General features: G+C 63.3%; 14 protein-coding genes. 3 read left to right on the forward strand and 11 right to left on the reverse strand.

What is annotated here, in order from left to right; all coding sequences use genetic code 11:
* Positions 1–3: 3 nt before the first annotated feature.
* On the reverse strand, positions 4–1,764 hold the full coding sequence (locus NEK97_RS02580) for an IlvD/Edd family dehydratase (protein WP_257368300.1): 1,761 nt from the start codon (positions 1,762–1,764) through the stop codon (positions 4–6).
* A 52-nt stretch (positions 1,765–1,816) separates the two neighbouring features.
* On the reverse strand, positions 1,817–2,584 hold the full coding sequence (locus NEK97_RS02585; RefSeq protein WP_257368301.1) for an SDR family NAD(P)-dependent oxidoreductase: 768 nt from the start codon (positions 2,582–2,584) through the stop codon (positions 1,817–1,819).
* A 187-nt stretch (positions 2,585–2,771) separates the two neighbouring features.
* On the opposite strand from NEK97_RS02585, the gene NEK97_RS02590 reads away from it, so the two are divergent.
* Complete coding sequence (locus NEK97_RS02590) at positions 2,772–3,956, forward strand: Gfo/Idh/MocA family protein (RefSeq protein ID WP_257368302.1); 1,185 nt, start codon at positions 2,772–2,774, stop codon at positions 3,954–3,956.
* A gap of 78 nt (positions 3,957–4,034) precedes the next feature.
* On the opposite strand, the gene NEK97_RS02595 is transcribed toward NEK97_RS02590, so the two are convergent.
* From NEK97_RS02595 to NEK97_RS02635, 9 genes are all read right to left on the reverse strand, one after another.
* Positions 4,035–5,390: an aldehyde dehydrogenase family protein gene (locus tag NEK97_RS02595; protein WP_257368303.1), complete on the reverse strand. Its 1,356-nt coding sequence runs from the start codon at positions 5,388–5,390 to the stop codon at positions 4,035–4,037.
* 93 nt (positions 5,391–5,483) lie between these two features.
* Positions 5,484–7,445: a 3D-(3,5/4)-trihydroxycyclohexane-1,2-dione acylhydrolase (decyclizing) gene (gene iolD, locus NEK97_RS02600; protein ID WP_257368304.1), complete on the reverse strand. Its 1,962-nt coding sequence runs from the start codon at positions 7,443–7,445 to the stop codon at positions 5,484–5,486.
* 188 nt (positions 7,446–7,633) lie between these two features.
* Positions 7,634–8,767: a Gfo/Idh/MocA family protein gene (locus NEK97_RS02605; RefSeq protein WP_257368305.1), complete on the reverse strand. Its 1,134-nt coding sequence runs from the start codon at positions 8,765–8,767 to the stop codon at positions 7,634–7,636.
* An 81-nt stretch (positions 8,768–8,848) separates the two neighbouring features.
* Complete coding sequence (locus NEK97_RS02610; RefSeq protein ID WP_257368306.1) at positions 8,849–10,609, reverse strand: hydantoinase B/oxoprolinase family protein; 1,761 nt, start codon at positions 10,607–10,609, stop codon at positions 8,849–8,851.
* A gap of 2 nt (positions 10,610–10,611) precedes the next feature.
* A complete protein-coding gene (locus NEK97_RS02615; RefSeq protein WP_257368307.1) occupies positions 10,612–12,702 on the reverse strand; it encodes a hydantoinase/oxoprolinase family protein in 2,091 nt (696 codons plus the stop codon).
* Positions 12,703–12,735: 33 nt separating this feature from the next.
* Positions 12,736–13,635: a fumarylacetoacetate hydrolase family protein gene (locus NEK97_RS02620; RefSeq protein ID WP_257368308.1), complete on the reverse strand. Its 900-nt coding sequence runs from the start codon at positions 13,633–13,635 to the stop codon at positions 12,736–12,738.
* 2 nt (positions 13,636–13,637) lie between these two features.
* Complete coding sequence (locus NEK97_RS02625; protein ID WP_257368309.1) at positions 13,638–14,933, reverse strand: aspartate aminotransferase family protein; 1,296 nt, start codon at positions 14,931–14,933, stop codon at positions 13,638–13,640.
* 37 nt (positions 14,934–14,970) lie between these two features.
* The gene (locus tag NEK97_RS02630; RefSeq protein WP_257368310.1) at positions 14,971–15,918 is read right to left on the reverse strand and encodes a C-terminal binding protein; all 948 of its coding nucleotides are present in this window, start codon (positions 15,916–15,918) and stop codon (positions 14,971–14,973) included.
* A 266-nt stretch (positions 15,919–16,184) separates the two neighbouring features.
* Positions 16,185–17,981, reverse strand: a complete 1,797-nt coding sequence (locus NEK97_RS02635; protein WP_257368311.1) for a sigma-54-dependent Fis family transcriptional regulator — start codon at positions 17,979–17,981, stop codon at positions 16,185–16,187.
* A gap of 383 nt (positions 17,982–18,364) precedes the next feature.
* Here NEK97_RS02635 and NEK97_RS02640 point away from each other — a divergent pair, with 383 nt between their 5' ends.
* Complete coding sequence (locus NEK97_RS02640) at positions 18,365–19,027, forward strand: TetR/AcrR family transcriptional regulator (RefSeq protein ID WP_257368312.1); 663 nt, start codon at positions 18,365–18,367, stop codon at positions 19,025–19,027.
* A 210-nt stretch (positions 19,028–19,237) separates the two neighbouring features.
* Entirely contained in the window at positions 19,238–19,444 is a 207-nt protein-coding gene (locus NEK97_RS02645; protein ID WP_257368313.1) for a hypothetical protein, read from the forward strand.
* Positions 19,445–19,481 lie beyond the last annotated feature (37 nt).

Consider the following 19,481-nt stretch of genomic DNA (forward strand, 5'->3'; position numbering starts at 1 on the left):
GGCCTACCAGCCGCCCTGCCAACCGCTCATCAGTCCATATGGCAGCCGTTGCGGCTCTTCATCAGGCAAACCCTTGAGGAAGTCGAAGTCGCAGCCCTCATGTGCCTGGTTGACGTGGTCAATGAACAAGCGTCCGTAGCCGCGTCGGTATTTCGGGGCGGGTAGCTTGAGGTCGGCCAGGCGGTTTTCGATTTCTTCAGCCGGGATGTCCAAATCGAGTCGCTGATTCTCGACGTCCAGCACGATCGGATCGCCGTCGCGGACAATGGCCAGCGGGCCGCCCACCGCAGCCTCCGGCGAAACATGCAAGACTGTGGTGCCGAAGGCCGTACCACTCATCCGCGCATCGGAGATCCGGACAATGTCTCGTATACCACGGCGCAGCAGCCTCTCCGGAATGGGAAGCATGCCCCACTCGGGCATACCGGGAGCTCCTACGGGCCCGCTGTTGCGCAAGACCAGTACGGAGTCTTCCGTGATATCCAGATCCGGATCATCAATTCTGCGGCCGAGGTCGTAAATATCCTCGAACACCACCGCCGACCCCTTGTGCTGCAGCAGGTCCTTGGAGGCTGCGCTCCTTTTGATCACGGCACCATTGGGTGCCAAGGAGCCACGGACGACGGCGATGCCACCTGAAGCGTCGAAGGGTGTTTCGAGCGTGCTGACTACGACCCCGTCCGGCTCTGGTGCCATCTTGTAGCCATCTTCAAGGGACTCACCCGTGACGGTAATGGCATCCTTGTTCAGCAGTGGCGTCAGCTCCTTGAGTACCGTGGAGATGCCACCTACCTGGAACAGCTGCTGCACCAAGTACTCACCCGATGGGCGGACATTGACGATGCGAGGCGTGCGCTGCGAGATTTCGTGGAAGCGATCCAACGGCAGCTCGTAACCAACGCGCCTCGCCAGCGCCAGGAGATGCACGACGGCATTGGTGGAACCACCTACCGCCATCAAGAGCGTGATGGCGTTATCAAAGGCTTCTTTGGTCAAGATTTCGCTGGGCTTTGGCCCCTGCGTCAGGGCCATTTCCACTGCCCTGCGTCCTGTGGCTTCCGCTGCTTGGGCGCGGCGCGCGTCCACTGCAGGGATTGAGGCAGTGCCCGGCAAGCACATGCCCAGGGCTTCGACGAGGGATGTCATAGTGGAGGCAGTGCCCATCTCACTGCAGTGTCCTGCGGAAGGTTTCGCTGCGGATTCAAGCTCGTCGAAGTCCGCCTCGGTGATCTTGCCGGCACGCAACTCATCTGCGTACTTCCACGTGTCAGTGCCAACCCCGAGCTGTTTCCCCCGGAAGTGGGCGGGCTCTTGGGGGCCACCCGTCAGCATGATGGTGGGAACATCCGCACTGGCAGCACCCATGAGCTGCGCCGGGACGGTTTTGTCACAACCGCCCAGAAGCACGATGGCATCCAGCGGGTAGGCGCGGATGGACTCTTCAACGTCCATGGCCATCAGGTTCCGGAACTGCATGGCAGAGGGCTTCATCAAGCTCTCACCCAAGGAGATCGTCGGGAACTCCAGCGGCAGCCCGCCGGCTATGAGGACCCCGCGCTTCACGGCGTCGGCCAGCAGTTTGAAGTGGATATTGCAGTTAACCAGTTCCGACCAGGAGTTTGCTATGCCAATGACTGGTTTGTCTTTGAGGGCGAAGCGTGAGAAGCCTTCAGCCTGGATGGCGGTGCGGTGTACGAATCCCGTGAGGTCGTGTGGCGCGAACCATCGTGCGCTGCGGAGGTCGTTGTAATTCGACTCGGACATATCTTTCAAGGCTCCTTGGCTTGTTTTCTATATGAGGTCGTGGGTCTTACAGCTACGCGGCGGACGTGCCGCCGTCGAATGCCATGCTGGTGCCGGTGGCAAAGGTGCCGTCAACGGCCAGGAAATAGATGGCTGCTGCCACCTCTTCCGGATCAGCGAGTCGGCTCAGCGGCACAGTGCTTTGCTTCTGCTGAAGGGCCAGGACAGGATCCGGCTCGGCGTCCAGGCCCGAGCGCAGCATAGGTGTATCAATCGGGCCGGGGCAGACGGCATTGACGCGGACATGGGGCGCCAGCTCCACTGCAAGCGCCTTTGTGAGCCCCACGACACCGGCTTTGGCTGCGCAGTAATGGGCCAGCCCGGCGACTCCCATGGTTGCGAGGTCCGAGGCAACATTGACGATCGATCCTCCCCCGGCTCTGCGCAGGTGGAGTCCCGCTTCCCGGGCGACGTAGAACGTACCGGAGAGGTTGGTGTCCAGCACTTCGCGCCAGCGGTGCTCGTCCAGGTCCTGGAGGGCCGCATAGCCGGCAACGCCCGCGGCGTTAACGGCCACGTCCAGCCCACCGAGGGAGTGGATCGCGCCCCGGACGCCATTCCTGACTGATTCGGCGTCGGCAACGTTGGTGACTACCTGGTACCCACCGCCGTCGATGTCGTCCGCAACGCGCTGCAGTTCCACCGCACGGCGTCCGAGCAGGGCTACGCGCGCCCCCCTCGATGCGAAGAGTTTTGCAGTAGCTTCACCGACACCGGACGTCGCGCCTGTGACGAGCACCCGCAGCGGTTCGGTGCGAACTGGTTGACTGCGGTCCATCATATTGACGGGCTCCTCTTTGTTGGTGTTGCTGGACTAGTACGTCCTACTCAAACAGCCGGAGGCCTTCGGGGGATGTCTCAGATTGAGACACAGCGCACACACCCTGCGTTCATAAGCTGATCCGCAGATGCCGCCTCGCTGAGCGGCACAGCACCGCCGGAGAGCGGCAAAAACTAAGGAGTCCACGTTGGAAGACCAGAACCGTATTGGAGTTGGCCTCATCTCGGTGGGGTGGATGGGGCGCTTGCATTCCCGCGCCTACCTCGCCACCAAACAGTTCTTCCCTGAACTGCCGCGCCACCCCGAGCTGGTGATCGCGGCAGACCCAGACGACGCCGGCCGCCAACACGCCGAGGACGCGCTCGGCTACAAGGAAACGGCTACCGACTACCGCAAAGTGCTCGAGAACCCGGACGTCGACGTCGTTTCGATCTGCTCCCCGAACTTCCTGCACCACGAAATCGCCCTGGCAACCATCGAAGCCGGCAAGCACTTCTGGATCGAGAAGCCCATGGGCCGCAGCGCCCAGGAATCCCGCGAGATTGCCCAAGGCGCCGAGGCTGCGGGACTCATCACATCCGTGGGGTTCAACTACCGGCACGCACCAGCCGTAGCTGAAGCCAGGCGGCTCATCCGCTCCGGCGCGCTGGGCAAGGTGACCAACGTGCAGATCCGCCTGCTCACCGGCTACGCCTCCGACCCGACGCAGGTCTTCACGTGGCGCTACGAGCAGGCACGAGCGGGCTCAGGCGTCCTGGGCGATGTGCTGAGTCACGGTTTTGACCTTGCACAGTTCCTCGTTGGGCGCATCACTTCGCTCAATGCCGTCACGGAAACCTTCATTAAGGACCGCCCGCTGCCGGCCGGTACTTCCTCCAACTCCTTCGACATGGGCCAGGCCTCGGACGTCACCCGTGAGGTAGAAAACGAGGACTACACCGCAATGCTGGCCCGCTTCGAAGGCGGCGCGATCGGCATGTTTGAATCCACGCGCGTAGCCATTGGACCGCACGCCGAATACATCATAGAGGTGTACGGCACGGAAGGCTCGCTGCGCTGGAACTTCGAACGCATGAACCAGCTTGAGCTCGCCACCGACCGCAGCGGTTATCGAACCATCATGACACCGCCGTCCTACGGCGAATTCGGCCGCTTCCAGCCGGGTCCCGGTCCGGGCATCGGCTTCAATGACCTCAAGACCATCGAGGCCGCGCTGTTCCTGCGTTCGGTGGCCGAAGGCAAGCAGCTCGGTCCCTCGGTGGCTGACGGGTGGTCGGCATCCGAACTGGTGGATGCCTCGCTGAAGAGCGCCGGTTCCGGTGACTGGGTGGAAATTCCGGAAGTCTCCGGAAACACGACCTACGGAGCCTAAGCCCCTAGGGCACGGAAGGAGGCCGGATCGCGATGATCCGGCCTCCTTTGTGCTGCGCTGAAACTTGTGCGCTGAAAACTACTTCGCGAAGCGGAACAGCTTCTTGTTGGCGAACTCCAGCATGCCCACCTTGCCCAGTTCCCGTCCGTAACCGGACTTCTTGACGCCGCCGAATGGCACGTCTGCACCGCTGAGGTCGTAGGCACCGACGAAGACCATGCCGACGTCGAGCTGGTTGCCGACGCGCTCGGCGCGCTCAACGTCGTCGCAAATCACCACGGAACCCAGGCCGTACGGCGAAGAGTTGGCCAGCTTGATCGCCTCAGCGTCACTGCTGACCTTGTAGAGCTGGGCAACAGGGCCAAAAAGCTCCTCACTGTAAACGTCCATGGACGGGGTGATGTTGGTGATCACCGTCGGCGTGAAGACGTTGCCCTCGGGCTCATTGTTGCCTACTAGGATTTCGGCGCCCTGGTCCAAGGCGCCCTGCACCTGCGAGGCCAGGAATTTGGTGGCCGAAGCCGAAGACATCGGCCCGAAATCGCCGTTCTCGTAGGACTGTCCGGCGATGGCGGCTTTGAACTTCTCCGAGAACTCATCGAAGTACTTGTCCATCACGACGATCCTCTTCGAACCGTTGCACGACTGGCCTGTGTTGCCCATGCGGCCCATGACGGCCTTCTTCACTGCAAGGTCCACGTCATCCGTATCGAGCACCAGGAACACGTCGGCGCCCCCGAGCTCCAGTACGCACTTCTTCAGCGCGCGCCCCGCCTGCTCAGCCACGATCGCTCCCACCTGCTCGGAACCGGTCAGTGAGACACCCTGTACGCGGTCGTCGGCAATAATGTCCGAGATCTGCTGGTGGGTGGCGAACAGGTTGACGTAGGCGCCCTCCGGGAAGCCTGCGTCGCGGAAAAGTTCCTCCAGCGCCAACGCCGATTCCGGGCACTGGCTGGCGTGGCGGACGATCACTGTGTTGCCCAAAATGATATTCGGAATGGCAAACCGTGCCACCTGGTAGTAGGGGTAGTTCCACGGCATGATGCCCAGAATCACGCCGAGGCCCTGGTACCGGAAGAAGCTCCGGAGCCCGTCTGCTACTTCGAGTTGCTCATCAGCCAGCCATTCCTCGGCGTGCTCCGCGAAAGCGGCCGCAATGGAACCGGAGAACTCAGCTTCGCCCACTGCCTGCTGCAGCGGCTTGCCCATTTCCCGGTTGATGATGGCGGCCAGCTTGTCCTTACGCTCGACAAACAGGTCCGCAAGACGCTTGGCCAAGGCCGCCCGTTCGGCCACCGTGGTGGTGCGGGACCACTCCTGGTAGGTCTTCTGTGCTGCGCTGAGCCCGGCTTCCACCTCGGCATCAGTGGCTGCGGGGTATTCGGCGTGGATGGTTCCGGTAGCCGGATCAGTAACGGCAAATGCGCTCATGATGAATGCTCCTTAGTTGCGAAAATCAGAAAGAACGGGCAAGCCCGTAAGACGACGGGCGGGACCGCTGCGTAGCGGTCCCGCCCGGTGCGCTTAGCGCGTTTCAGGTGCGGTGGTGGCAGCGTAGAAGCGCTGGCGCTCACGGCCCTTGAGGTGCCTGGCAGCACCCTCCAGGGTGGCGGGCCGCTCCGAAGTCATCGGAGCTCCAACGTCCCAGAAGGCGCCATTGCCGGAAAGGTAGCGCCACGGCTCAACACGGGCCACGATCACGGCGGGACCTTCGGTTTCCTTCGCTTCGGTGAGGGCAGCCGAGAACTCTTCGACGGTCGTCGTGGACCAGGCAGCACAGCCCATGCTGGCCGCGTTGGCGGCGATGTCGAAGTCGAGGATCGCCCCGTCCAGTCGACCAGACTCTTTGCTGCGTTCCCGGTATTGAGTGCCGAATTCGCGGCCCGGACCACCCTTGGCAACCTGGAGGGGCCAGATGCACTGGTGTCCGCGGTTGTCGATAACGATAGTGATGATCTTCTTGCGTTCCTGGACAGCCGTGACCAGTTCGGTGGGCTGCATGAAGTAGGTACCGTCACCGATCAGGACATATACCTCGCCCGGCGCATCGGGACGGGCCAAACGGTAGCCGAGGCCGGCCGGGATCTCATGGCCCATGCAGGAGTTGGCGTATTCAAAGTGAATTTCGGTGCCGTTGGAGGGATCCCACGCCTTGTGGATGCCCTCAACCACGCCGCCGGAGCCCAAGATGAGTGCGTCATCACTGGTGGTGCGCTTGTTGAGTACATCGATCACCTGGGCCTGGCTCATCAGTTCGCCGGCGAAATCCTGGAGGTCGTGCTTGCGCACCTCCTGAGTGGCCTTGCGGGCATCTGCGATGTCGCTGCGGAACTCGTCCGACGTCGAGTATCCGACGGCGGCGAGGCGCGCCCGCAGGGCGGCCAGGTTCAGCTTGGCATCCCCGATCACAGGGAATGAGCCCATCTTGTGGGCATCGAAGGAGCCCACATTGAGGTTGACGAACTTAACGTCCGGGTTCTGGAACAGCGAATGCGAGGCCGTGATGAAGTCTTGGAGTCGCGAGCCGACAGTGATGACCACATCTGCACCGTCCGCGATCTCGTTGGCTCCCACCGTGCCGGTCACACCCAGAGCACCGAGGTTGAGGTCGGTGATGGGTCCGCTGCCCTTGCCCGCGTAGGTCTCTGACACCGGGATGCCGAACTCCGCGCTGAAACGTGCCAGTTCCTCCTGTGCCTTGGAGTAGCGGACACCGCCACCGGAGATCAGCAGCGGACGCTTGGCGTTGCGGATGATTTCGGCGGCGTCGCGCAGCTCGTCCTCAACTGCCGGGCGACGGCGGATGTGCCAGACACGCGGGGTGAAGAAGGACTCCGGGAAGTCGAACTCGGCACCTTGGATGTCCTGCGGAAGGCAAACCACCACGGCACCGGTTTCCACAGGGTCGGTAAGGACGCGCATGGCCTCCGGGAGCGTGGACAGCAACTGTGCGGGGTGGGTGATCCGGTCGAAGTATCGGCTGACAGGACGGAAGCAGTCGTTGGCGGAAACATCTCGCTCAACGGGGTGCTCGATCTGCTGCAGCACGGGGTCGCCGAACCGGTTGTTGATGATGTCCGCGGGGAACAGCAACACAGGGAGTCGGTTGGTGGTGGCCGTGGCGGCACCGGAGACCATATTGGTGGATCCTGGGCCCGCTGAAGCGGTGCAGGCCAGAGTGGCGGCACGGTTGGAAGCCTTCGCGAAACCGATGGCCGCGTGGACCATGGATTGCTCGTTCTTGCCCTGGTAATGCGGGAAGTCCACACCGTATTCATCGATGCCTTGAGCCAGGCCAACGGAGTTGCCGTGCCCGAAGATGCCGTACATGCCGGCGATCAGACGCCGTTTTTCACCATCGAGTTCGCTGTACTGGACCTGCAAATACTCAACGATCGCTTGTGCGACAGTGCGGCGGCGGACGGCCTTTTTATCGGCTGCAATATTGACCTCGGTGCCGATATCAGCAGCGGCTGTGCTAGTCATGGGTTCTCCTAAATTCGTAGGTGCGTCGGCATTTGCAAACCGATTCGCCCGAACATCAGGTTTTCACCATGGGGAAGCAAAGTTGTGTCCCAGTTTGGGACGCAGCAACCCATGTGCCCGGACACCAAACAAACAGCAGCCGACGGCGGCACTTACGTACCGCCGTCGGCTGCTGTTTCGTATTTGTCTTAGTCGAAGCGGTACGGTTCCTGCGGCCCTACCGAAGGCAACGGCCGGGGCCGCTCGCACGTGCTTTCGATTTCGATGTGCTTGCCCTGCTCAGAGGACGCCTCGAAGGCGAGGAGGACTTCCAGGACGTGGTAGGCGAAGTCGCCGCCGGTCCGGGGTTCCACGCCGTTGCGGATGGCGTAACCGAATTCGGCCAGGCCGATGCCGCGGTAGGCGTCGTCCCGGTGGGTGATGGGCGTTTCGCGCCAATCTCCGCCACCGGGAGGTGTCATGTCCAGCGCAAGGTCGCCAGGCTCGCCGCGGCGCAGCACGGGAGCGCCGGAGAAGTGGTCCGGGTTCGGAGCGGCCAGCGAACCGCCCGTGCCGTAGATTTCCAGGTGCGGCAGGTTGTGGTTCCAGATGTCCCAGCTGACGATCACCGTAGCTGTAGCGCCAGACTCGAAGTCGAGGGTGCCCGTGACGTGCGTGGGGGTCTGGATCTGGATGACTTCGCCCTCTTTGCCCGGGCGGGGACGGGTCTCGGAGGAACGCGGCGTGGTCGCGGATACCCGCTTCACCGGGCCGAAGAAGTTCACCAGATTGGTGATCAGGTACGGGCCGATGTCCAGCATCGGGCCAGCCCCGGGGCTGTAGAAGGGGTCCACGTTCGGGTGCCAGTGCTCATAGCCCCGGCACGCGAACGATGCGAAGGCCGCCACCGGCTCGCCGATCCAGCCGTCGTCGATGAGCTTGCGGCTGGTCTGCATGCCGGAACCCAGGAACGTGGTGGGCGCGGAGCCGACTCTGACGCCGGCTGCCCTTGCTGCGTCCAGGATCTGCTTGGCTTCCTCAAGAGAGGTCGCGAAGGGCTTCTCCGAAAGGACATGTTTGCCGGCCGCGATCGCCTGTAGGGTGACCGGTGCATGGAGCTTGGGCGGCGTGAGGTTGAGGACCAACTCCACGTCTTCATCTGCGAGCAACTCGTCCGGAGTGAGGGCCTTGGGAACGTCGTACTCGGCAGCACGCTTCCGCACTGCCTCGGGGTTCACGTCCGCGAGCGCAACGATGTTGACGTCGGGGTGGACGCCGATCTTGTCCAGGTATTGGTTAAGGACATTTCCGACGCCGATGATGCCGACTCGAATGGGTTCCATGTGAATCTCCGTAAATGTTTGTTGGAACATCCCGAGGCGAGGAATATACCTCGCCTCGGGATGGGTTGCGATAGCAGTCGGCTAGCCGGCCAGGCGTTCCTGGCGGGCCTTCGCCGTGGCTGCCTCGTCAACTGCGCCGTCGGTGATAAAGACGCCGTAATCGGCAGCTGCGGCCTCGGCAGTGACGCGGGATTCCCGGTAGTCGTCGAGGACTGCCAGGACGTCACGCTCCAGCGGATCGCCGTAGCCGCCACCACCGGGGGTGATGGATACGACCTTCTCGCCCGACTGCAGGTCGTAGCGGCCTACTACCGGGATCTCGCGCCGTTCGCCGGTCTTGAGGTCCTCTACCCAGGCGGACGGTTCTGCCCCGTCGTGGCCGCCACGGACACCCTTGGGCGGGTTGATCTTGCCTTCGATGCCGTAGGTGAGGGTGACGCTCTCCCCACGGGGTTCCATGGTGACCCTGGTTGCGAGTCCGCCGCGCTGGCGGCCGGCTCCGCCGGTGTCGGCTACCAGGGTGCGTTCGTGGACCAGGATCGGGTAACGCTGCTCGTCCACTTCCACGCTGTCGTGGTAAAGCAGGGCGCCGCACACTGGACGCTGGTAGGTGGGCCATCCGTCGACGAACGGGGTAGCCGGCCCGCCGACACCACCTACCAGGATCTGGTTTACATAGGCGTTGCCGTTGCGTTCGTCCGTGCCGGAGATGACCGACTTGGCGGGTGCCTGGCCGGCGGCACCCTCGGCGGTGCCGTATCCGTCGTCGATCTGGGAGAACGCGGCCTGGACGATGTTCACTACGCGGTCGGCGAGGTTGGTAGTTCCCGAGGAGCAGGAGTACGGGTGCTTCGGAACACCGACGGCGCAGCCGTCACGCAGCAGCACTTCCACCCGGCGGAAGGTTCCGGCGTTGCTCGGCAGGTTCTCCGGGATGCCGGAAAGGATGCCGGCCAATGCGGCGCCGGTGGCGGTTGCCTTGGTGAGGTTCAAGCCATTGGGAAGGTTATCCGGGTTGTCTCGCAGGTCGATCACAATCTTGCCCTGCTTGGGCTTCACCTCGAGGGTCGCCTGGAGCTGCACGCCGTCCGGTCCGGTGCCGGGGAAGGGATCGTGAGCAGAGGTGCCATGGAGGACGTATTCGGGCAGCTTTTCGATTGCGCCGGCGGTCAGTCGCTCGGAGTAGTCGAACCAGGCGTCCACAAAGTCCACCAGGTCATCGACTCCAAACTTTTCTGCCAGCTCGTGGATGCGGCGCTCGGCGATACGGGAAGCACCCACGGATGCGAGGTAGTCGCCGTACCACTGGTCGGGAACACGTATGCGGGACCTGCACATGCGGATGATGTCGTCGATGTCTGTGTAGTCGCGCTGGATCCGGACGCAGGGGAAGATCAGCGCGCCTTCCTCATACACGTCCCGCGCTGTGGCGAAGAACGTGGTGGGAAGCGAGTTGCCGCAGTCGGCTTGGTGGGCCTTGGTCACGGCAGTGAAGAGGTGGCGTCCCTGGATGAAAATGGGCACCAGGATCACGTGGTCTGCAGCGTGCGAGTTACCCATGTAGGGATCGTTGTGCAGGAACGCGTCGCCTTCCCGGATGTCCTTGTGCAGTTCCACCATGTCCTCGCCCAGCGGGCCGGCGCCGAAGACGTGTACTGGCACACCTTCGGCCGCGGCGAGCAACTGGTTGTCCGCGGTCAGCACGGCACAGGAGAAGTCGCGGGCCGTGTTGATGACGGACGAGCGGGCGGAGCGGAGCAGGCCGCTGGTCATCTCGCGGACAATGCCGTCGAATGCGTTGGCAAGGACCGAGAGCTTTACGGGATCGAATTCGCGGGTCACGGTTACGCCTCCTTACGGGTGAGGTAGATGTTGGATCGTTCATCGAGCGTCGCGTCCCATTCCGGCGGTACGACGATTGTGGTGGTGGGCTGGTCGATGACGGCCGGTCCCACGATCTTGTCGCGGGGCGCGAGCGTCACGCCCCGGTAGCGCTGGGTGCTGTAAGGTTCGCCGCCAAACACGATGTCGTCAGTGCGGTGGATTTCCGCCGTGCGGCTGAGTTCGCTTTCTGACTTGGCGTGCTCCGGACGCGGTATCTCCACGCGGACGCCCCAGGTGATAATCTCCACGCGACTGTCGGGGTCGTGGGTGCCGTTGCGGCGGTCGTGCTCTTCGTGGAAGGCGCGCTCAATGATGCCTGCCGCATCGCCGGAGGTGTCTGGGGCGGCGTCGAGGTAGACGCGGAGGTCCCAGGCCTGGCCGGGGTACCGGGCATCCACGAAGTAGGTGACCTTGGGTGCCTCGCCCACGCCATCGAAGCGCTTCACGAAGATCTCAGCCTTGGCTGTCAGGTCCGCCACCGCACGGGAGGCCGAACTGGCGTCGAAACTGCGGGTGTCGTTGTGCAGCGGAGAGAGGAACTCTGTGGCGATCGGGGCGCGGTGGGCGCCGTAGGCGGCCAGGACGCCGGCGGTCGCCGGGACAAGGACGGTGTCGGCTTCCAGGAGCCTGCCGATGATCGCTGCGACCATGGCACCGGCGCCACCGCCGGCAACAATGAGCGCGCCCCGGGGATCAACGCCCTGTTCGAGGGCAGACTGTCGGATGGCGGTGGCCATGTGGTTGGCGGAGACATCCAGGATGGCCTGGGCGGCCTGCAGGGTGTCCATCTTCAGCGGCCCCGCGATGCGGGTGTCAATGGCCTTAATGGCAGCCTCGCGGTTCAGGGTGAAGCCACCTTCGAAGCCCTCTGTGTCGAGGTAGCCGAGCGCCACGCAAGCGTCCGTGACGGTTGGTTCTTCGCCGCCGCGGCCGTAGGCTGCCGGACCGGGGGTGCTGCGTGCACTCTGCGGGCCCACGCGAAGCAGGCCGCCGCCGTCGATCCAGGCGATGCTGCCGCCGCCGGCGCCAATGCTGGACACCGCGACGGAGGACAAACCGGTGAGGTGACCCACGAACGGCTCCCCCAGCCACGCCTCACGGGTGTGACGGACCACGCCGTTCTCCACCAAGGACACATCGAAGGTGGTGCCGCCCATGTCGCAGACCACCACGGTGTCGTGGTCTGGAGCAGCAGCCGCGCCCACCAACGGTGCCATGGACGGGCCGGAGTTCAGAAGCAGGACGGGACGGTCAAGGACATCGGCGACGTCGAGGACGGCACCTTCGGAGGTGACCACCAAGAGATCCCCGGCGAAACCGTATTCCTGGAGGTCCGAGCGGAGCTTGCCCAAGTGGTCGGCCATCAACGGCTTCAGGGAAGCGTCGATCGAGGCTGCCGAGGAGCGTCGATATTCGCGGATGGTGGGGTTTGCCGCGTTGGAGAGCGTGTACGGAACTCCGGGGAGGATTTCCTGGATCAGCTCGGCAACCCGCTTCTCGTGGGCATCGTTGATGATGGACCACAGGAAGGAGACTGCTACGGCCTCGATGCCCTGTTCCTTGAAGGATCCGAGGACTTCGCGGACCTGCTCTTCGTCCAGTGACACCAGGACGTCGCCCTCGGCAGAGATGCGCTCGGTGATTTCGAAGGTCAGCTGGCGGGGAATGTACGGCGGCGGGTAGGCAGCCTTGGAATCGAAGGCGTCACGGCGACCACCTTCGCGCAGCAGCAGGGTATCGGCGAAACCGTCCGTGGTCAGCAGTGCCGTTTTTGCCACTTTACCGGTGAGAACAGCGTTGGTGGCGTGGGTGGTGCCGTAGACAATAACGTCTGCGTTACGCAGAACATCGTCACCGCTCCAGCCAACGGACTCGGCTGCGCGGCGGACGGACGCTTCGAAGCCGGTGAACACGCGGTCGTAGGTGGTCAACGCCTTGCCGACCGCCATGTCACCGCTGTTGGAACCAACCACGACGTCGGTAAACGTACCGCCGGTGTCGACGGCGATGCGGTACCTGGCCTCACTTGCTTGTGTTTGTACATCACTCATGGTCTTCATTACTTTCGTAGAGCTTGCAGGGGGTTAGAGTTGGGGCTTGCCCACGGTGTTGCGGAGCAGCCCCACCTTGTCGATCTCGATTTCCACCGTGTCTCCCGGTTCCAGCCAGACAGGCGGATTCCGCTTGGCACCAATGCCCTGCGGGGTCCCCGTGGCAATGACATCGCCAGGTTCCAGGGTGAGGAAGCTTGAGAGATAGGAGACGATCCGGGCGATCGGGAAGATCTGGTGGCTCGTGTTCGAGCGCTGCACTTCGATGCCGTTCACGCGGGTTGCCAGGTCCAGGTTTTGGGGATCGCCCACTTCGTCCAAGGTGACCAGGGCAGGGCCCCACGGGGTTGACCCGTCCACAGCCTTGCCTGCCAGCCACTGGGTCCCGCGGTACTGCAGGTCACGGGCGGTGACATCGTTCAGCGGGGCAAGCGCTGCAACATAGTTCAGCGCTTCTTCTTCGGTGACCCGGCTGGCCTTGCGCCCGATTATTACTGCCAGCTCGCCCTCGAAGTCGAGGTTTTGGCTGACCGTCGCACCGCCGATCTCGTCCTCGGGTCCAACCATGGTGGAGGCGAACTTGGCGAAAACGTCCGGGTACTCCGGAAACGCGCGCCCGGTCTCGGCAACGTGGTCCTTGTAGTTCAGTCCGATGCACAGCACCTTGGAGGGATTGGGCACGGGTGTGGTCAAACGGATAGCGGCCCGCGTACCCACATGGGCTTCGGGGTCCCGACCAGCCAATGCGCTGACCTCGGCCGAAATGGCCTCAAGCCTGTCACCGTAGTATTCCAGGAATTCCCGGACGGACGTCGTGGCTCCGTGCACCGCCTGGCGGGAACCTTGAAGCAGCAGCTCCAGGTCATAGACGGTGTCATCGATCAGGACGCCACTGCGGACCCCGGACTCGTGTTCGTAGGAAACAATCTTCATGGCTACTTTGTGCCTTCCGTGGTGGGAGCCCCTGAGGCGACTGCCAGGACGGCGTCGGCCAGGCGGTCCGTAATGTCAGCGACCACCTTTTCGTCCATGGGCGTGGACAGCGACAACAGGTTGGCCGGGGAGCCGAGCAGGCCGCGCTCGTAGGAGGCCCACCACAGCTTGTGCTGGGTGTGCTCGTCCACCTTCTCTGCACCGGCCGGAACGGCGCGGAGGAGTGAGCCGCGGCCGCGGATCTCCCAACCGGCTTCGGAAACCCTGGCGTTGACCGTGTCGCGAGCGGTGTCGCCCAACTCGTTCAGGCGCTTGACCTCATCTTCGGTGTAGAGGCGCAGGGCGACGGAACCGGCCGCCATGCTGACGGGGTTGCCGGAGAAGGTGCCACCGTGCGGCAGGCTGCCAGGACGCGTCGGGTCCACCTCGGCCATCAGTTCGGCCTTGCCGCAGACTGCTCCGACGGGGAATCCGCCGCCGATGAGCTTGCCAGTGGTCAGCAGATCCGGGGTAACCCCGTATTCGCCGCTGAAGCCGCTGTAGCCAAGGCGGAGGCTGATGACCTCATCGATGATCAGCACAATGCCGTAACGGGTGGCCAGTTCCCGGGCAGTCCGGACGAACTCCTCGTTGATGGTGAGGAGGCCGGCCCGGTTGGGCAGCAGGTCCAGGATGATAGCGGCGTAGGCGTCCGGAGCGGCCTCGACCGCTTGGCGAAGGAATTCGACGTCGTTCAACGGAACCGCTGTGACGTCGTCGATCACGCCGCGGGTGACGCCGCGCTGGTAGGACGGTCCACCGGGAACCAGGGCAACCTCGGACGTTCCGTGGTATCCGCCCTTGGTGACGATAACGCGCTCACGGCCGGTGCTGGCACGGGCGATGCGGATCGCCGACATGACAGCTTCGGTGCCGGAGTTCGCGAAACGGACCTGGTCCAGTTCGGGAAGGCGGCCGAGCAGGAGTTCGGCGAGTTCCCATTCGTAAAGGTTCGGGATGCCCCAGCTTGCACCCGTGGTGAGTGCCTTGGTTGCAGCTTCGGTGATTTCCGGGTGGGCGTTGCCGTGGATCAGGGAGGTGAAGTTGTTGTTCGCGTCGATCAGTTCACGGCCGCGGTCATCCCACACCCGGTAGCCCTCGCCCTTGATGGCGTAAGGGCTTGGTGCGCCGGTGTAGTAGGTTGACCGGCCGTAGCCGCCAGGCAGCAGCGGGAAGCCGCGCGGCCCACGGCGGAGGTGCGGATCCTCTGCAGGGTTCTGCAATGCGGCGAGGTCTTCCAAATGATTGGTGGTAGCCAAGTCGGGTTTCTCCAGTCTTTTCACTTCAGAAGTCGTTTCAGTTCACGAGGTCGATGAGCGGCTGGCCGGTCAGCGCGAGGCGTACGCGCTCCACGGCACCGTCCTGCAGGGCACCTGTCGACCGGTTGGAACGCCACGCGATGTGCGGCGTGAGGATGGCGTTTGGCGCCGTCCGCAGCGGGTGTTCCGCACCGAGCGGCTCCTGGGCGAAGGTGTCGATGCCGGCGCCTGCGATGTGTCCGGAGGCCAATGCTTCGGCGAGCGCGGATTCATCGATGAGGCCGCCGCGGGACACGTTGACGATCACTGTGCCTCTGCGCATTTTGGCGAGGACGTCGGTGGAGATGAGGTTCGTCGTCTCGTCGTTCAGCGGCAGGTGGAGGGAGACGACGTCGGAATTTTCCAGGATGTCTTGCATCCCGGTCATCTCCACGAAACTCTCCGTGACAAAGGGATCGTAGGCACGGACGCGGGCTCCTACAGCCGAGTACATGCGGGCCACGTGCTGCCCGATGCGGCCCATGCCCAGGACGCCGACCTCAAGCTCGGAGAGGACAGGGGTGTCGTAGCCGATGGTTCCGGCCCAGCCAAGGTTGTCGATAGCGGCGTTTCCGGCAGGTAGGCGGCGGGCCAACGCCAGGCCCATGGCGAAGGCGTGGGAGGCGACTTCCTCCGAGGCTGTGCCCGGAACGATCGAGACCGGGATGCCCGCTTCGGTAGCCGCAGCGACGTCGATGTTGTCGTAGCCGATTCCGTACCGGATCACTGCACGGCACTTGGTCATCAACGGGAAGTCGGCGGCAGTGAGCTTGGCATAGGGCGTGATCATCACAATGTCGGCTTCGGGAAGCCCTTCGCGGAAGGCATCGGTGTCTGCCGCTGGGTTGAGTGTGTAACCGAACTCCTCCGCAAGCGCGTGCTCACGGTCCAGGTCCGGGAAATGGTGAGGGGCCACAAGAATGGTTCCCTGGGCATCGCGGGTCATAGTCAGTCGTCCTGTTCGTGTTCGTACCCTCGGTCGCTGCCGGACACTCCTTGGGACGGGTGCCGGTGTCGGGTGATTTCCAGTACAACGCGATATCGGGGCGGTCATCCGTGCCATATCGAGACACCGCAGTGGGACACCGTGTCCCACAGACTGGGAGAGCCGGGCAGCACAGGCGGCCACTCGTCGTCGGGCCTTTCGGCGCCTGTGAGCAGAGAGCAGCAGCCGGCCCCGTTAGGGGGTCGGCCGCTGCTCCCTGCGTGCAATCAGAGATCGAAGCCGCGGCTGCGGAAGTAGTCCATGCGCCGGTACAGGGTGGAGCGTCCGATCTGCAAGGTTTCGGCCGCGAGGCTGCGGTTACCCTTTGCTTCCTGGAGCGCCGTGCGCAGTTCACTGAGTTCTGCATCTTCCAGGCGGGAAAGCCGCCCCTTCGTCAGGACGCGGTGGAATCCCTGCGGAAGGTCATCCACTGTGACTTCTGTGCCGTCTGCGCGTTCTACGGCGTTGGATACGACGGCCCGCAGCTGGTCGATGTTACGCGGCCAGTCGGCCTGGGTGAGCGTCGTTAGCAGGCGGCGCGAAAGCCGCCGCTCCCCCAGCTCCTCAGCAATCGCGTTGGCAAGCTGCGGGATGTCTTCCCTCCTGTTGCGAAGCGGTGCCACCGAGATTTCAAGGACGTCGAACGCCTCGGAAAGCAGCAGGGTTGCGTCCGTGGGGCGTGTAATGGTGAAGATCAGCTTGGTGGTGGAATTGCCGCGAAGGTTGCGGGCTATCTCGCCTGCTTCGTTCTGCGACAGCTCATCTGCGTGTTCCACGATCAACGTGGCTGGGAGCTCGGTGGAAACCCGGTGCAGGACGTCCCTGAAGTTGTGGTTCCTGAGGTCTCCGTTACGTGCGTCCACAACCATCCGGCCACCTCGCAGTGACGCGATGGCATCGGCCAGCCGCAATTTCCCGCTGCCCAGTTCACCGATCAGTACCGCGGACCGGTCCTGGTCCACAGCCTTCCGCACCAGGTTGAGGGTCCGCTTGAGCTCCGTACTGGTGCCATCCACATGCTTCAACAACCGCTCGGCGGTCCCTTGAGGTGCCGATTCCAGGGTTATTGCCGCACTTGCGGAAGCATTCGCCCGTTCCTTGGCAGGCGCATGCGGCCGGACCACCACAATTGCTCCGATATTGGCCGCAGAAAGCGTTACCGGTGATATTTCCAGCGTGGAACGCCCCGGCCCCTGCAGCATGACTTCGCAGTTCATGTTGCGGCTGGAAGCCATGACTGCTTTGGCATAGCCGGAAACGATCGAAAAGTCGCTGTCCACCAGCGTCGCCGTCGCCGTCGCGTTCTGGAGCGAGTTCTTGCCATCGACGGCAATGACGGCCCGGTTGCCCCTTCGGCGTGAGATCCTGAGGTACTCACTGAGCAGCGCCCGCTCCTTCGAGGAAGTCCGGACTTCGATGTCCCGTTCAATCCGGGAGGCGACGCCCTCGAGCATGAGCAGGGTCGATGATGGCTCCAGCGTGCTGACCCGGTTTGCCGGGAGGGTTAGCCCAATCACGGCCCGCACACGGTTATGAAACGGGTCGCGTACCAGGGAAGCAAAGCACCAGTTCCCCCTCATGTCCTCCCGGAAGTGTTCTTCCGGAGCCAGCCAGACACCACGCCCCTCTTCGAGTGCCAGGCCCTCGCCGTTGCTGCCACAGCTCTCCTCCAGCAGGGAGTACCCGGCGGGGAACCCGTCGTCCCGCAAAAAGTCGGCCTTGACCAGGACACCGTTGGGGGCGGTGATGTTTACGTAGCCGCCCAGGTCGGCGGCCACCTCGTCCAGTTTCTGAAGGTGCGGGCCGGCCGCTGCGATCGTGAACTCGTCTACTCGCCCCTCGTCGTAGAACCCGCGGTCGGAGAAGGCATCAACGCCCGCAGCCCGACTCCGGTACCACGAGCGGGCAACCATGGGACGGATACCGCTGAGGTCGGCATGCGGTTGCATTAGGAAGAGCTCACGGACCCGGTTGGTTTCTCGTGGTGTCTCATGGGACAACGGTGACAGGATTTCTGCAGACATGTGGAGGTTCTCTCTCGGTATGCGGTTCAGGACGCCAACGCCGGGCCAGGTCCGCTGGGCCCGTTCTTTCGCGGCCGCCACCTCGGCAACTTGGGACGGAAGACCCGCTCGGCGCTCCAGTTCTCATCTTGTGATGCGTTCTCCTCCAGGGCACGTGCGCTGATGTACGCAGCAACCATGCCCGAAAGACCGCTTCCGAGGATGACGTTGTTGTTCCGAGGGGCCCCCAGGCTCGTGTTTTCGGTGACCATTGTTTGCTCTTCCGCTCAAACCACTCAGGTTGGTGGGTGCATGTGCTCCACGCCACTTCCAGACTACCTAACTAACAGACGTTAGGGAAGCGCCTATCCCGATTTACCTAACGACTGTTAGGATGGCGGATTATGAGCGTGACGTCCTACGAAGCAGCGAAGGCAGGCTTCCAGACAAAGCTTGAGGATTGGAACTGGGCCGGCCAGAAAACCGCCCGCCAAAACATCCTTGAGGCTTTCCTGGAACTCGCCATCGCCAATGGATTTAACTCCGTTTCCATGCGGACCATCGCGAATGCCGTCAACATCAAGCCACCCAGCCTCTACTCCCACTTCCCGGAGGGCAGAGATGAAATCGTTGCCGAATCGCTCCGCTGGCATTTCCACCGCTTTGGCGTAGCCTTGCTCGAAGCTGTCGCGCCGGCCGCTAACGCTGAAGAGTTCTGGGACGCCATGGTCAGGCTTCATTTCACGCGGCAGGTGCGGCTCCCGGAAAGCAACCTCTGGGACTTGCTTGTAGCCACAGACAGGATGGCGGGAGTCCTGCCCAAGGACCTCCGCGCGCAAGTGGACGATTGGGTGACACTCCATGAACAAATGTACGTGGCGGCGGCACGCGATATGGGATGCTCAGATCCCACGGAGCATGTGAGGGTTGTGGTGACCCTCCTGGAAGGGGCCACGCGCTGGGCCTCCCGCGACTGCACCGACGCCGAGCTTGAAGAACTGGCGAACCGTGCCGTCACCCTGTCCCGGGCGATTTTGGCCGTCGACTTCGGCTCAGGAACACAATAGGAGTCGGCGGCCAGTCACGCTCCCCCGGGCGCAGGCCCGCGCCTCGTCGAGCCCCGGCTTGCCCCTCATCCAACGTGGCCCAGAGTGGCACAGTGCGGCAAGATTCCCTCCGCATACTCTTCCTATTACAAAGCACCAAAAGTAGACCAGATCCGCCCGGCCAGTCAGCAGCGCCGACTGGCCGCCTTGGAGAACCGCTTGGGAGAACTGATGAACAGCTACTATCCGCTTGCCCTCTTGCTGGCGCGGCAGGAAGAAGCCACCTTGAGCCAGCACCTTGCACACAGCGCCCTCCCCATGGCACCCACCCTTCCGGACGGCGAGCAGCAATTACGACGGCGATGGCTCGCATGGCGGGGACGGGCCGCTACCGGCCTTCATCTCATCGCATGGGCCATTGAGCCCTTGGGCGACTAGCCCCAGGCAAATGGGGCTGCCAAACTTGTGCTGACAC

Origin of the sequence: Paenarthrobacter sp. UW852 (assembly GCF_024608385.1) — a bacterium.
Lineage (GTDB): Bacteria > Actinomycetota > Actinomycetes > Actinomycetales > Micrococcaceae > Arthrobacter.